This is a genomic window from Neisseria sp. HMSC078H04, assembly GCF_001838135.1.
Taxonomy (GTDB): Bacteria; Pseudomonadota; Gammaproteobacteria; order Burkholderiales; family Neisseriaceae; genus Neisseria.
Genome location: NZ_KV835853.1, coordinates 1 through 14224, shown reverse-complemented (window position 1 = coordinate 14224; position 14224 = coordinate 1). Strand labels below are relative to the sequence as shown.

Annotated in this window: 17 protein-coding genes and 1 pseudogene; 12 read left to right on the top strand and 6 right to left on the bottom strand. The window is 49.1% G+C overall.

The features are described from left to right. Positions 1–174: 174 nt before the first annotated feature. The 3 genes from aqpZ to HMPREF2560_RS10550 all read left to right on the top strand — a co-directional run bounded on the left by aqpZ (position 175) and on the right by HMPREF2560_RS10550 (position 1615). A complete protein-coding gene (gene aqpZ, locus HMPREF2560_RS10560; protein ID WP_070608634.1) occupies positions 175–870 on the top strand; it encodes an aquaporin Z in 696 nt (231 codons plus the stop codon). A gap of 146 nt (positions 871–1016) precedes the next feature. Further along, entirely contained in the window at positions 1017–1349 is a 333-nt protein-coding gene (locus HMPREF2560_RS10555) for a hypothetical protein (protein WP_049332818.1), read from the top strand. Continuing rightward, on the top strand, positions 1337–1615 hold the full coding sequence (locus tag HMPREF2560_RS10550; RefSeq protein WP_070608632.1) for an NF038104 family lipoprotein: 279 nt from the start codon (positions 1337–1339) through the stop codon (positions 1613–1615). Before HMPREF2560_RS10555 ends, HMPREF2560_RS10550 begins: the two co-directional genes overlap by 13 nt. Before the next feature lie 53 nt (positions 1616–1668). Here the strand turns inward: HMPREF2560_RS10550 and radC are convergent, their stop codons facing one another. Then, the gene (radC, locus tag HMPREF2560_RS10545; RefSeq protein WP_070608630.1) at positions 1669–2349 is read right to left on the bottom strand and encodes a RadC family protein; all 681 of its coding nucleotides are present in this window, start codon (positions 2347–2349) and stop codon (positions 1669–1671) included. Positions 2350–2825: 476 nt separating this feature from the next. Between radC and potA the strand changes: the two genes are divergently transcribed. The 6 genes from potA (at position 2826) to HMPREF2560_RS10515 (ending at position 8978) form a co-directional block, all read left to right on the top strand. Further along, positions 2826–3950 (top strand): ABC transporter ATP-binding protein, encoded by a 1125-nt coding sequence (gene potA, locus HMPREF2560_RS10540; RefSeq protein WP_070608628.1) that lies wholly within the window; start codon positions 2826–2828, stop codon positions 3948–3950. A 15-nt stretch (positions 3951–3965) separates the two neighbouring features. Next, on the top strand, positions 3966–4931 hold the full coding sequence (locus tag HMPREF2560_RS10535; protein WP_004520792.1) for an ABC transporter permease subunit: 966 nt from the start codon (positions 3966–3968) through the stop codon (positions 4929–4931). Further along, a complete protein-coding gene (locus tag HMPREF2560_RS10530; protein ID WP_003679574.1) occupies positions 4931–5818 on the top strand; it encodes an ABC transporter permease subunit in 888 nt (295 codons plus the stop codon). The genes HMPREF2560_RS10535 and HMPREF2560_RS10530 overlap by 1 nt, the downstream gene beginning before the upstream one ends. Before the next feature lie 148 nt (positions 5819–5966). After that, positions 5967–7262, top strand: a complete 1296-nt coding sequence (locus HMPREF2560_RS10525; RefSeq protein ID WP_070608627.1) for an NAD(P)/FAD-dependent oxidoreductase — start codon at positions 5967–5969, stop codon at positions 7260–7262. Positions 7263–7370: 108 nt separating this feature from the next. Beyond that, positions 7371–8321 (top strand): thioredoxin-disulfide reductase, encoded by a 951-nt coding sequence (trxB, locus tag HMPREF2560_RS10520; RefSeq protein ID WP_070608625.1) that lies wholly within the window; start codon positions 7371–7373, stop codon positions 8319–8321. Between the two features lie 171 nt (positions 8322–8492). Next, the gene (locus HMPREF2560_RS10515) at positions 8493–8978 is read left to right on the top strand and encodes a DUF4189 domain-containing protein (RefSeq protein ID WP_070608623.1); all 486 of its coding nucleotides are present in this window, start codon (positions 8493–8495) and stop codon (positions 8976–8978) included. A 72-nt stretch (positions 8979–9050) separates the two neighbouring features. Here HMPREF2560_RS10515 and HMPREF2560_RS10510 read toward each other — a convergent pair whose 3' ends face one another. From HMPREF2560_RS10510 to HMPREF2560_RS10495, 4 genes are all read right to left on the bottom strand, one after another. After that, on the bottom strand, positions 9051–9491 hold the full coding sequence (locus HMPREF2560_RS10510) for a hypothetical protein (protein WP_070608621.1): 441 nt from the start codon (positions 9489–9491) through the stop codon (positions 9051–9053). Between the two features lie 71 nt (positions 9492–9562). Next, positions 9563–10009, bottom strand: a complete 447-nt coding sequence (gene smpB / locus HMPREF2560_RS10505) for an SsrA-binding protein SmpB (protein WP_003679566.1) — start codon at positions 10007–10009, stop codon at positions 9563–9565. Positions 10010–10093: 84 nt separating this feature from the next. Beyond that, positions 10094–10309 (bottom strand): hypothetical protein, encoded by a 216-nt coding sequence (locus HMPREF2560_RS10500; RefSeq protein ID WP_003679564.1) that lies wholly within the window; start codon positions 10307–10309, stop codon positions 10094–10096. A gap of 75 nt (positions 10310–10384) precedes the next feature. After that, positions 10385–10588 (bottom strand): cold-shock protein, encoded by a 204-nt coding sequence (locus tag HMPREF2560_RS10495; protein WP_003682902.1) that lies wholly within the window; start codon positions 10586–10588, stop codon positions 10385–10387. Between the two features lie 257 nt (positions 10589–10845). Here HMPREF2560_RS10495 and clpS point away from each other — a divergent pair, with 257 nt between their 5' ends. Together clpS and clpA are read left to right on the top strand one after the other, a co-directional pair. Continuing rightward, positions 10846–11157 carry an ATP-dependent Clp protease adapter ClpS gene (clpS, locus tag HMPREF2560_RS10490; protein ID WP_003679561.1) on the top strand — a complete coding sequence of 104 codons (312 nt, stop codon included), beginning with the start codon at positions 10846–10848 and terminating at the stop codon, positions 11155–11157. A 3-nt stretch (positions 11158–11160) separates the two neighbouring features. Then, complete coding sequence (gene clpA, locus HMPREF2560_RS10485) at positions 11161–13440, top strand: ATP-dependent Clp protease ATP-binding subunit ClpA (RefSeq protein ID WP_070608619.1); 2280 nt, start codon at positions 11161–11163, stop codon at positions 13438–13440. Between the two features lie 68 nt (positions 13441–13508). On the opposite strand, the gene HMPREF2560_RS10480 is transcribed toward clpA, so the two are convergent. Further along, positions 13509–13874: a transcriptional regulator gene (locus tag HMPREF2560_RS10480; RefSeq protein ID WP_016687458.1), complete on the bottom strand. Its 366-nt coding sequence runs from the start codon at positions 13872–13874 to the stop codon at positions 13509–13511. A 144-nt stretch (positions 13875–14018) separates the two neighbouring features. Here HMPREF2560_RS10480 and HMPREF2560_RS10475 point away from each other — a divergent pair. Then, a pseudogene (locus tag HMPREF2560_RS10475) lies at positions 14019–14224 on the top strand (transferrin-binding protein); the annotation flags it as partial.

The following is a 14224-nucleotide window of genomic DNA, read 5'->3' as shown; positions in this document are numbered from 1 at the left end:
CAGCCTCAATAAACAAAACTCGACCTGCCAGATATACCCCTATTCATTTGTCGCCATTTTCAGACGGCCTTTTGTCAAGACCGGAAAAAACAGGTAAATCCGTTTTTCGATTAGAAGCAATATTATTATGATTCATGCCTTCGGCAACACCCCAACCTTTACGAGGAAAAACAAATGAAAAAATATTTTGCAGAATTTTTCGGCACTTTCTGGCTGGTATTCGGCGGTTGCGGCAGCGCAGTTTTGGCAGCAGCCTACCCTGAACTTGGCATTGGCTTTGCCGGTGTCGCTTTGGCATTCGGTTTGACCGTACTGACCATGGCATACGCCGTCGGCCACATTTCCGGCGGCCACTTCAACCCTGCCGTTTCCATCGGCCTTTTCATCGGCGGCCGTTTCAACGGTAAAGACCTGTTGCCTTACATCGTATCCCAAGTTATCGGTGCGATTGCCGCTGCTGGCGTTCTGTATCTAATTGCTTCCGGTAAAACCGGTTTTGATGCCGTTGCCTCCGGCTTTGCCAGCAACGGTTTCGGCGAACACTCTCCTAACGGTTACGACATGATGGCCGCTTTGCTGATCGAATTCGTACTGACCGCATTCTTCCTGATCATCATCATGGGTTCTACCGACAAACTGGCTCCGGCCGGCTTTGCCCCTATCGCCATTGGCCTGGGTCTGACCCTGATTCACTTGATCAGCATCCCTGTAACCAATACTTCCGTAAACCCTGCACGTTCTACCGGTGTTGCCTTGTTCCAAGGCGGCTGGGCTATTGAACAACTGTGGTTGTTCTGGTTGGCTCCTATTGCCGGCGCAGCAGTTGGCGCGGCTATTTACCGCTTCGTGTTGGCTAACGAAGACAAATAATCTTGACGGAATGACATTCCCGGTGTGGCCGACTCCATAACCGACCGCACCCAAGTTGCCGAGACACAAACGCACCGCCTGACTCAGACGGTGCGTTTGTTTTTGCCATGTTACAATACTTTCTTTTCTCACATTCTCAAACCATCATGCAAACCTTACCTTTTCAAACCGATATCGCCGCCAGAATGCTGGTCAATACCGAAAACGAAACCATCCATCCCGATGCCGTATTCGTACAAACACAAAATGGCTATTGGATTGCTTGGCACGACCAACAAGCCGCCCTGCTTGCCCCCGACACACCACCCGATATTCCCTGCTTTTGGGTGGAAGGCGCAGAAAGCTTAGAAGAGCTGGTAAGCATGGTAGAAAACGGCGAATTTGACGAAGTTGAAGAATTTGACGGCGATGATGATGCTTGGCAAGAAGCACTCGGATGCGACCATCATCACGAAGGACACTGCGGATGCAGCCATTGAGATGCACAAAACGCCTGATTCCTGCACTTGCCCTTTGCCTGACGCTTAACGGCTGCGTTGTAGGCGCGGCTGTCGATTTGGCTGCTACAACCGTCCTGACTGCCGGAAAATTGGTTGTCAAAGGAACGGGCGCAGTGATTGATGCCGCCATTCCCGACGGTAAAAAAGACAAGGATAAAGAAAAAGAGAAGGAAAAGAGCAAAGAAAAGCCAAAATCGGAAGAGATCATCTATAAAGAAGAATCCTCTGACGAAGTAGCGCAATAATACTTCAGATGGCCTCAGCAAGGTAACCAATCTTGTTGAGGCCGTCTGAACATTCATCCTTGCATATAGCCCTGTTCGCGCAAAGAGCAGGTTTCTTTTGCCGTCACGATAAAATGGTCTAACAGCGTAATATCGACCAAACTTAAAGCCTGTTTCAAACGCTCTGTAAACTGCACATCAGATTCAGACGGCCTTGCCGAACCGCCCGGATGATTGTGTGCCAAAATCAAACTATCGGCATATTCATCCAATGCCAATTTGACGATTTCACGGATATAAACCGTATTTTCCGCCACCGTACCGCGCGACAATTCCCGTACCGCAATCAATTGATTTTGACGGTTGAGCAGCAAAGCAACGCTGACCTCGATTTTTTCATGCCCAAGATGCAGGCGCAGATAATCCGCAACCGATTTCGGGTTTGACAAAACTATCTGTTCCTGCAAATCTTCACCCAAAATCCGCCGCCCGATTTCTTTGACCACTGCAAACTGAGTATAGCTCGCCAAACCCATGCCCTTATAAGCAGGAAGTGTTTTGGCATCCGCACTCATCAGCCTCCCCAAGCTGCCAAACTCACTCAACAAATAACGCGCCAAATCGACCGCGCTCATACCGCGCGTTCCGACACGCAACAAGATCGCCAGCAACTCCGCATCACTCAACGCCGCCGCACCGTGCGCCAAGAGCTTCTCGCGCGGCCGCTCCCCTTCAGGCCATTCTTTAATGCTCATGTTTTCCCTTTTTATTCATATAGCGGATTTAGTTTTTATTTAGAACAAAACCATCTTGCCCGTATAAAACGCAATCCGCACGATTTTATTAAAATTAATGCAATTTGCGTATTTTACTCTATTTCGAATAATTATTTAAGACAAATGAATAACAATTAAACCCCTTTGTGCAGAAAAACAACGTTACCCATTTTTGCTATCCTGTCCCCCTGTCTGCCTTTCCTTTCATATTTGTTTCAAATCAGCCGATACAAGCAATTTCATATTGCCCCTATGAGGCTTAGGCTAATATAATATTGAGTTTGCCGAAAGCAAAAGCTTAGGCTTAAACTGCTTTCTATCCACGCTGCCCGTGCGCTTTACAAGAGTTTCAGACGGCCTCCGTCCGACTCCCGCCAGCAATCAAACAGCTTTTTATCACCCATTCGAAAATCCGTTTTGCCGGTACTCGTCTTTCTTTTTGGAGTATTGCCATTATGACCGCAACCACTGCGTCTTCAGCCAAACCTTATCTGCAAATCCAAGGCTTGGTGAAAAAGTTTGGTGACAATTACGCTGTCGATAACATCGACTTGGACATTTACCAACACGAAATCTTTGCCCTTTTGGGCAGCTCAGGCAGTGGCAAATCCACGCTGCTGCGCATGTTGGCAGGCATGGAAAGCCCCAATCAGGGCAAAATCATTCTCGACGGCCAAGACATTACCAAACTTGCTCCGTACGAACGCCCAATCAACATGATGTTCCAAAGCTATGCCCTGTTCCCGCACATGAGCGTTGAGCAAAACATCGCTTTCGGTCTGAAACAAGACAAAATGCCTAAAGGCGAAATCGATGCCCGCGTCGAAGAAATGCTACGCCTGGTGCAAATGACCAAATACGCCAAACGCAAGCCGCACCAACTTTCCGGCGGCCAACAACAACGTATCGCTTTGGCGCGCAGCCTGGCGAAACGTCCAAAAATCCTGCTGCTTGACGAACCTTTGGGCGCACTCGATAAAAAACTGCGCCAACAAACCCAACTGGAATTGGTCAACACACTGGAACAAGTCGGCGTAACCTGCATCATGGTTACCCACGACCAAGAAGAAGCGATGACGATGGCTACCCGTATCGCCATTATGTCCGACGGCCAATTGCGCCAAGTCGGCACACCTAGTGATGTGTACGACTACCCTAACAGTCGCTTTACCGCCGAATTTATCGGCGAAACCAATATTTTTGACGGTGTCGTTGTTGACGACCGCGCCGATTTCTCTATCGTCAAATGTGACGGCTTGGAAAACCACGTCCGCATCGACCACGGCCTGGGCGTTCCGAACGAGCATGAAATCTGGATCAGTATCCGCCCTGAAGATATTGATTTGCATAAAGAAAAACCAGAACATTTGGGCGCACACAACTGGGCTAAAGGCACAGTCAAAGAAATTGCCTACTTGGGCAGCTTTGCGATTTACCACATCAAACTCGCCAACGGCCGTGTCGTCAAAAGCCAAGTTCCCGCACCTTATTGGTATGTGCGTAACATTACGCCACCGACTTGGGACGAGACCGTCTATATCAGCTGGCCTGAAAACCAACCTACGCCTCTGTACAGTTAATTTGAGGGAAATGCAATGGACCTTAAAAAACTGAAAAAGAAACTGTTTCGCCGTCCTGGACAGCGTGCAGTTATTGCCGTGCCGTATATTTGGCTTTTGATTCTGTTTCTGATTCCGTTCGCCATCGTATTGAAAATCAGCTTTGCCGAACAAGAAATCGCTATTCCGCCATTTACGCCGCTGACAACGATTGATGAAGACTTAGGCCGTCTGAACATTGCCATCAGCTATCAGAACTACGCCGACATCTTCCAAAACTTTTGGAATACGCTCAATCCTTTTGGCGACAGTGAAAACAGCAATATCTATCTGATGACCTACTGGTCTTCGATTAAGACCGCGCTGACGACAACCATCATCTGCCTGTTGATTGGTTACCCGACCGCTTATGCCATTTCACGCGCTAATCCGGCTGCGCGCAACGGTCTGCTGTTGGCAATCATGCTGCCTTTCTGGACCTCTTTCCTGTTGCGTGTTTACGCATGGATGGGCTTATTGGGTCACAACGGCATCATCAACAATTTCTTAATCAAATATGGAATCATCAGCGAGCCTTTAGACCTGTTCTACAATGCTTTCTCGTTGAATTTGGTGATGGTTTACGCCTATTTGCCGTTTATGATTTTGCCGCTGTACACACAATTGGTAAAACTGGATAACCGCCTGCTCGAAGCCGCTTCCGACTTGGGCGCAGGTCCGATCAAATCGTTCTTTACCATTACCCTGCCTTTATCCAAAACAGGCATCATCGCCGGCTCTATGCTGGTCTTCGTTCCGGCCGTCGGTGAATTTGTGATTCCTGAATTGGTGGGCGGTTCTGAAAACCTGATGATCGGTAAAGTATTGTGGCAGGCATTCTTCGACCAAAACAACTGGCCGCTGGCTTCTGCTGTTGCCGTCGTCATGGTTGCCCTGCTGGTTGTACCGATTGCCCTGTTCCAGCACTATGAAAACCGCGAATTGGAAGAAGGAGGCAAATAATGCAGAAAACCAAATTATCCTGGTTCTTGAAACTGATGCTCCTGCTCTCGCTGGCATTCCTCTATATTCCGCTGGTGGTTTTGGTCATCTATTCTTTCAATGAATCCAAGCTGGTTACCGTTTGGGGCGGTTTCTCAACCAAATGGTACGGCGCATTAATGGAAAACGACACCATCTTGGAAGCGGCCTGGCTGTCATTGCGTATCGCCATCGTTTCCTCGCTTGCCGCCGTGGCACTCGGCACATTGGCTGGTTACGCCATGGCGCGTATCAAACGCTTCCGAGGCAGCACCCTGTTTGCCGGTATGATTTCCGCGCCTATGGTAATGCCTGATGTGATTACCGGTTTGTCCATGCTGCTGCTGATTATTCAGGTACAAATGTTCCTGCAAGGCAGCGAATTGCTGCAATCGCTCTACTTCGATCGCGGTTTCTTCACCATCTTCCTCGGCCACACCACGCTTTGCATGGCGTACATTACCGTCGTTATCCGCTCGCGCTTGGTGGAATTGGATCAATCCTTGGAAGAAGCTGCAATGGACTTGGGTGCCCGTCCGCTGAAGATTTTCTTCGTGATTACCCTGCCGCTGATTGCCCCTGCGATTGCTTCCGGCTTCCTCTTGGGCATCACCCTGTCTTTGGACGACTTGGTGATTACCTCCTTCCTGTCAGGCCCGGGTTCATCGACATTGCCGCAAGTGATTTTCTCCAAAATCAAACTCGGCCTTGACCCTCAGATGAACGTTTTGGCAACCATCCTGATCGGTATCATCGGTACGCTGGTGATTGTCGTCAACTACTGGATGATGCGTCAGGCAACCAAACGGGAACGTGAGGCTGCCGAAGCCTACCGCCAAGAAAAATTGGCAGCCGAGAAAGCCGCCTAATATGCAGACAGGCTGTCCGATAAAGCGTCGGAACAGCCTGTTTTATTAACTGCATCTTATCCTTTCAGACGGCCTGAATCTAAGCCCACATTTAAGGCCGTCTGAAAACCAATTTCAATGAAGTGAAAACCAACCTAAAGCTCAAATCATGATCAATCCCAGCTTCAAAGAATACCTTCCTTCCTACTATGTCAGCACGGCCAATCCCCATCCGTCTTATCCGACGCTTGAAGGCTGTCTGAAAACTGAAACCTGCGTTATCGGCGGCGGCCTGTCCGGCTTATGCACCGCCCTACCGCTTGCTGAAAACGGCCATGACGTCATCGTACTTGAAGCCGCCCGTATCGGTTTCGGCGCATCAGGCCGAAGCGGCGGACAAGTCATCAGCGACTTTGCCTGCGGCATGGAAGAAATCGAAAAACAAGTCGGTTTGGAACAGGCCCAATGGTTCTGGCAGCAATCTCTGCAAGCCGTTGAACTGGTTGACTCGCGCATTCAAAAACACAACATCCAATGCGATTGGCAACGCGGCTACGCTACCGTCGCCGTCCATCCTCAGCATTGGGAAGAATTGCAACAATGGCACGAACACGCCCAAAAACATTATGGCGCAAGCCATTACCAGCTTTGGGATAAAGCCACGCTGAAGCAACAACTTGCCAGCAATATGTATCAAGGCGCGCAATTTGATCCTTTATCCGGCCACTTACACCCGCTCAATTACACCTTAGGCATTGCCAAAGCGGCAGCCTATGCAGGCGCACAACTTTTTGAGCAATCCCCGATGACACGTATCGAACCATGCGATAATGGCTGGCTGGTTCATACGCCCAATGGCAGCGTTGAGTGCAAAAACCTCGTTTACGCCGTCAATACTTATGCCGGTTTACACCCGAAATTCAAAGTATTGGAACAAAAAGCCATTGCAGTCAGCACCTTTATCATTGCCACCGAGCCTCTGGGCGAACGTGCCAAAGACCTGATCCGCAACAATATGGCCATCTGCGACAACCGCCACGTCCTCGACTACTACCGCCTCAGCGCTGACGGCCGCCTGCTCTTCGGCGGCAAAGACAACGAGTTTATCGACGATCCTGGCCGCATGACCGAACTCGTCCGCCAAGACATGCTGAAAGTTTTCCCACAACTTGCCGATGCCAGAATCGAGCATTCTTGGGGCGGTGAATGCGACATCACGCGCAACCTCGCTCCACATTTCGGCCGCCTCGCCCCTACCGTTTTCTACGCCCAAGGCTATTCCGGACACGGCATGGCGATTACCGGCATTGCCGGTTTGGCGATTGCCGAAGCCATCATGGGAGATGACGGCCGTCTGAAACCTTTTGAGCAACTGCGCCACAGCAACATCATTACCCAGCCTTTCCTACGCAAACTCGGCTCTTTCCTCGGCTCAAAATACTATCAATGGAAAGACAGCCACTAAACCCAAGTAACAAACATATTTCAGACGGCGGCAGATTCAAGTAAAATTCAGGCCGTCTGAAAGCTTAGATACGACAAAATTCAATCATTTATCAGCAAGGAAACCATCATGAGCAACCATCACAAACTCATCATCCTCGGCTCCGGCCCTGCCGGCTATACGGCCGCCGTCTATGCCGCCCGTGCCAACCTCAACCCTGTAATCATTACCGGCGTTGAGCAAGGAGGACAATTGATGACCACCACCGAAGTGGACAACTGGCCTGCCGATGCCGAAGGTGTACAAGGTCCGGAACTGATGGCCCGTTTCCAAGCTCATGCCGAACGCTTCGGTACTGAAATGATTTTCGACCAAATCCACACCGTTGATTTGCAAAACCGTCCTTTCACCCTCAAAGGCGATATGGGCGAATACACCTGCGATGCGCTCATCGTTGCCACCGGCGCATCCGCCAAATATTTAGGTTTACCAAGCGAAGAAGCTTTTGCCGGTAAAGGCGTTTCCGCCTGTGCAACTTGCGATGGTTTCTTCTATAAAAAACAAGATGTTGCCGTAGTCGGCGGTGGCAATACCGCTGTGGGAGAAGCCCTCTACCTTGCCAATATCGCCAACACCGTTACCCTGATTCACCGCCGTGACAGCTTCCGTGCCGAAAAAATCATGGTGGACAAGCTGATGCAACGGGTCGAAGAAGGCAAAATCATCCTCAAGTTTAACAGCTCGGTTGATGAAATCTTGGGCGACGAAAGCGGCGTTACCGGTGCACGCCTGAAACACAATGACGGCAGCACTGAAGAAATCGCCGTCAAAGGCGTTTTCATCGCTATCGGCCACAAACCCAACACCGATATTTTCAAAGGCCAACTCGATATGGATGAAACCGGATATCTGAAAACCAAAGGCGGTACCGGTGACAATGTCGGCGCAACCAATATCGAAGGCGTATGGGCGGCAGGCGACGTCAAAGACCATACCTACCGTCAAGCCATCACCAGCGCCGCTTCCGGCTGCCAAGCCGCGCTTGATGCCGAACGTTGGCTCGACCGCCACGGCGTATGAGCCTATAAGCTCCGCCCTACTCTTTAAAACATAATCAAAAGGCCGTCTGAAATTTCAGACGGCCTATAATCTATCTGCCACCCTCAAATATTCATTTTAAAAGCAAATTTATATCAAATAAGTACTTTTGCTTTATAATAACGACAAATACCCAACAAACAGGGAACAAACATGAAAAAAACACTAATGACACTTATCCTTTGCGCATTGACTCCTGCCGCCCTGGCTGCCGATACTTACGGCTACCTGGCCATGTGGCAAAACCCTGCCGACAGCAATGAAGCGCTGCAAATCAAAACCACCAAAGAAAATGCCACCCAACTGGATGCGACAGCCGAACTCGAAACATTCTGTAAAGGCCAAGATGCCTTAGCCGGTATCGGCGCAGGCCAAGCAACAGGCTGCAAAACGGTTGTCCCTCTGCACAACACCTGTATCGCTGTTGCCTATCCTAAAGCCATGGGCAAATTGACTGCTCAAAACGTGGTGGCCATTACCTCCCCACGTTTCAAAACCGTGCATCAAATTGCCTTGAACCAGTGTATCAAAAAATACGGCTCACAAGGACAATGCGCTTTAGAAACAGTCTATTGTACTTCTGAAACCTACTATCAAGGTACGGTCAAAACCCTCTGGGAAAAAATCAAATCCATTTAAGGCCGTCTGAAAATAAAACCGGCTTGCCCGATATTCTCCATATCACGGCAAGCCGGTTTTTTATTCTGGTCTTTATTTGCTGTTTTTTTCCAACAATTTGGCCACAACGCCTTCAGCCTGTTTTACCAAATCAGGGTTGGTTCGGAAGTGGTTTTCATCATTTAAAGAGTAGCTGACCGTAGAAACCGCATACTTCGTGCTTCGCAACACAAATACGCCTTTACGCAAGATTTCGTCATTGCCTTTGGTTTTGTAACGCAGGTTATACGGGCAAGAAGAATCATACAGTTTGCCACGGTTATCCGCTGTCACAATAGTGCTGCCAATGCCGCGTTTTGCCAAAGCTTTAGACAAAGCACGATCCAAATCATGCGGTCTTACTTTTGCATTTTGAATGATGCAGACATGTTTGATGCTGGTCAGCTCTTCAGGTTTCAATACTCTTTGTTCAGTAGTGGAACACGCGCCCAGCAATAATACGGCTGAAGCTGCCGCTAAAATCATGGTTTTCATCTGTTTTCCTTTTTAAAATTTTCAAACAATAAATATTCAGACGGCCTTTATGCAAAGGCCGTCTGAAAAAATCAACGTACGTTTTTCATCAAACGCTGTTTCTCACGCTTCCAATCCGCTTCTTTCAGGCTTTGGCGTTTGTCATGCTGTTTCTTACCCTTGGCCAAACCGATTTCCACTTTGATCCTACCGCGGGTGTAATGCAGGTTTAAGGGCACAATCGTATAACCGGCACGTTCGGTTTTGCCGATTAACTTATTGATTTCCGATTGTTTCAACAACAACTTACGCGGACGGACAGGGTCGGGTTTGACGTGTGTCGAAGCAGTGGGCAATGCGGTAATGTGGCAGCCCACCAAATAGAATGCGTCTTTTTTCCAATAGATATAGCTTTCTTTTAATTGCACGCGTGCAGCGCGGATGGCTTTGACCTCCCATCCCTCCAATACTATACCGGCTTCGATTTGGTCTTCGATAAAGAAATCGTGAAAGGCTTTTTTATTATTGGCAATACTCATTGTGCTGATTCTTTACAAACTTTTCAGACGGCCTATTTTATCAGGCGTGCTTAAAAAATAAAACGGCAAACGATTTTGAAACGTTTATTCACTTAAAACATGGCGGCGGTAAAAGCGGTCTATATCGGCAATGGCTTTTTCATCTTCAGGGCGCAAATCCAGTTTCAAATCGGCAAGGCGGATCAAGATTTGGTCTTCACGCTCGGCAACGGCGCAGCTGACTTCGCCTTCGCTGCGAAAATGACGGATAAGCTCGTCTAACTGGTTTAAAGCATTTTGATAAGATGAATTTTGATTCATAATTTTTGACCCGAACGCCCATAAAAAATGGCGGGAAACCCCGCCATGATTTTACGGCTTACGCCACGCATTTGATTAAGCAGCTTGAATGTTAGCAGCTTGTTTGCCTTTAGGGCCGGTGGTTACGTCGAAAGATACGCGTTGACCTTCTTTCAGGGTTTTGAAACCATCCATGTTGATCGCTGAGAAGTGAGCGAACAAATCTTCGCCACCTTCATCAGGAGTGATGAAACCAAAACCTTTAGCGTCGTTAAACCATTTTACGATACCGGTTGCCATTAGAAACTTCCTATACTTAAAAATTAACAAAATCAGCAAAACAAGGCATACAGCAAACTAAAACGTTCAGCGTTTCTTCCACGTATTGGATACGCAGTCGAGTGCCAACTTCTGCTTAACCGTCTTTTTACATTTGTTAAGACAAAACGTCAAGCTATGTTTTCAAAAAAGTGGGAAAATAGAAAAAAATTGCCGAAATACAACAGAAAACGGTTTACACTCTAAAACAGGCCGTCTGAAAACTGAAACCTAAGATTATGAACCATCCGAATACCGACCACCAATCCGATACCCTGCTCAGCGATATCAACACACAGCCGCCGAAACGTTACGGCGTATTTTTATTGAACGACGATTACACCACCATGGAATTTGTCGTCGAAATCCTGACCGAAGTCTTTATGCTTGCACAGGAACAGGCAGTGGCCGTTATGTTGCTGGTGCACCACGAAGGCAAAGGCCTGTGTGGCACCTACACGCGCGATATTGCCCAGACCAAGCAACATCAGGTCATGGAACGTGCTAAAGCTGAAGGGCATCCGCTCAAATGTATAGTCGAAGAGGTTTAAATCATGCTTTCACCCGAATTGGAACACATCCTGCAACTGCTCTACCGTGAAGCACGCAATGCCCGTTATGAGTTTATCAGCTTGGAACACCTGCTTTTGGTGTTGATAGAAGAAGATGCGGCTGTGCCGAACGTCTTGAAACTGTGTGGTGCGGATTTGAAAGTCCTGTCCGAGCAGCTTGCCGCCAGCGTTGCTGAAAACACGCCGCAAATTCCCGATCATCTTTTGGATACGGTCGAAACCCAGCCGACATTGGGCTTCCAACGCGTCATCCAACGGGCGATGGTGCATACCCAGTCTGCCGGCAAAGCCGCAGTAGAGCCTTTGGATATTTTGGTTGCCATGATGAGCGAATCTGAAAGCCATGCCGTTTATTTCCTCAAATTGCAATCCATTACGCGCTTCGAAGTCTTGCGTTGTATTGCTCATGGCTCGCCCGATGACGAAGACGGTAATGATTCAGACGGCCTGGAACGCGAGAGCGAAGAAGCGGAACAAAAAACCGGCTCACTTTCCGACTATACCGTCAACCTCAACGCCGAAGTCAAAGCCGGCCGCATCGACCCCTTAATCGGCAGAAAACACGAAATGGAACGGCTGGTGCAAATCCTATGCCGCCGCCGCAAAAACAATCCACTTTTGGTCGGCGAAGCAGGCGTGGGCAAAACCGCGCTGGCGGAAGGTCTGGCGCATCAAATCGTCAACGGCGACATTCCCGATGCGCTGAAAGAAGCCGAAGTGTACGCACTGGATATGGGTTCGCTTTTGGCAGGCACGAAATACCGCGGCGACTTTGAAGCGCGGGTTAAATCCGTCCTGAAACAGCTCGAAAAAATCCCGCACGCCATTTTGTTTATCGACGAAATCCACACCATCATCGGCGCGGGCAGCACCAGCGGCGGCACCATGGACGCGTCCAACCTACTCAAACCCGCGCTGGCGAAAGGCTCGCTGCGCTGCATCGGCGCGACTACTTATGACGAATACCGTACCATTTTTGACAAAGACCACGCATTAAGCCGCCGTTTCCAAAAAATCGATGTGGTCGAGCCCACCGTTTCCGAAACCGTACAAATCCTACGCGGCTTGAAACCGATGTTTGAAGACTTCCATCAAGTCCGCTATACGCAAGGCGCACTCGAAGCTGCCGCCGAACTTTCCGCACGCTACATCAACGAGCGTTTCCTGCCCGACAAAGCCATTGACGTAATGGACGAAGCAGGCGCAGCACAACGGATTCTGCCCAAATCCAAACAGAAAAAAGTCATCGGTAAAGCGCAAATCGAAACCGTCATCGCCAAAGTTGCGCGGATTCCTGAAAAAACCGTGTCGCACAACGACAAACAAGTACTGCAATTCCTCGGCCGCGATTTGAAAAACATGGTTTACGGTCAAGAAAATGCCATCGATGCACTGGTTGCCGCCGTCAAAATGTCGCGCTCCGGCCTCGCCCTACCCGACAAACCCATAGGCAGCTTCCTCTTCTCCGGTCCGACCGGCGTCGGCAAAACCGAAGTCGTCAAACAGCTTGCCTACTCAATGGGCGTACCGCTGCAACGCTTCGATATGTCCGAATACATGGAACGCCATGCCGTATCGCGCCTCATTGGCGCACCTCCGGGCTACGTCGGCTTTGAACAAGGCGGCCTTTTGACCGAAGCCGTCAACAAGCAGCCGCATTGCGTGTTGCTCTTGGACGAAATCGAAAAAGCCCACCCCGACATTTTCAACGTCCTCCTGCAAGTCATGGACGCAGGCAAACTGACCGACAACAACGGTAAGAATGCCGACTTCCGCAACGTCATCCTGATTATGACCACCAACGCAGGCGCAGAAAGCCTCAGCCGACCCAGCCTCGGCTTTACCGCCAAACGCGAACGCGGCGACGAAATGCAGGCGATCAACAAACTCTTCACGCCCGAGTTCCGCAACCGCTTGGACGCGATTATTCCGTTTGCACCCTTGTCCGAACCCATCATCGTCAAAGTCGTGGACAAATTCCTGCTCCAGCTCGAACACCAACTTCTCGACAAAAAAGTCGAAGCCGAATTCACACCGGCATTGCGCAAATATCTGGCGGAAAAAGGTTTCGATCCACAAATGGGCGCACGCCCGATGAACCGCCTGATTCAGGAAAAAATCCGCAAACCGCTCGCCGACGAACTCCTGTTCGGCAAACTCGCCGAAGGCGGCTTTGTGCTGATAGACTGGGATGCAACAAAAGAAGAAGCCGTATTGAAGTTTAAGAAAAGCAAGGTCAAACCTGAAGCAGCAGCGGTTTGACGGATAAAGGCAAAAGGTCGTCTGAAAACGAGATTTCCGTTTTCAGACGACCTTTTTGTAATGAAAACTCAATCCTCCGCTTTATGAAGCAAAGTAATCAACGCCTCCTGCTTTTCCGGCGACAGCGCGCGGAAATATTTCAGCAACAACGCCTCTTGCGGGGAAACTGCCCCACCCTCTTCCAACATTCGTCCGTGCCGCAACCATTCTCCGCTGGTATCTAGCCATTTCGCCAATGTTTCAATTTTATCGGGCGTTGGGATCGAACGTCCGACTAACCAATGATGGAAAGCCTGCGTACTGACGGATTGATTGGGATGGCGCAGATTGAAGCGGTTGGCAAGGCTGGCGTTGGAAAGATTATCCAAACCCGCCAGCCTGATTGCGGTTTTCAAGCGTTCGCTAAAATCGATTTTGTCTTGTTCGGTATGCATAATTGAGAATTATGAATAGCCGATTGTTGCAAAAATTAACAGTTCTGTTGTTTTTGTAAATTATTTACTTGATATTTTCAAATGACTGGTTGATAATACGTCTGCATTTTGATTATCAACCCACTCATTACAAAGGAAACATCCATGTCTTTACAAAAAATAAGTGCAGTAACCGTTATTGCTTTAAGCCTGGCAGCCTGTGGTGGAGGTGGAGGTGGAACGCCATCTACACGACCAACCAATACCAATATTGAAAATACAAAAGCCGAAGAAGCGCGTAAGGCTGAAGCAGCTCGCAAAGCCGAGGAAGCACGTAAGGCTGAAGAAGCACGTAAGGCTGAAGCAGCTCG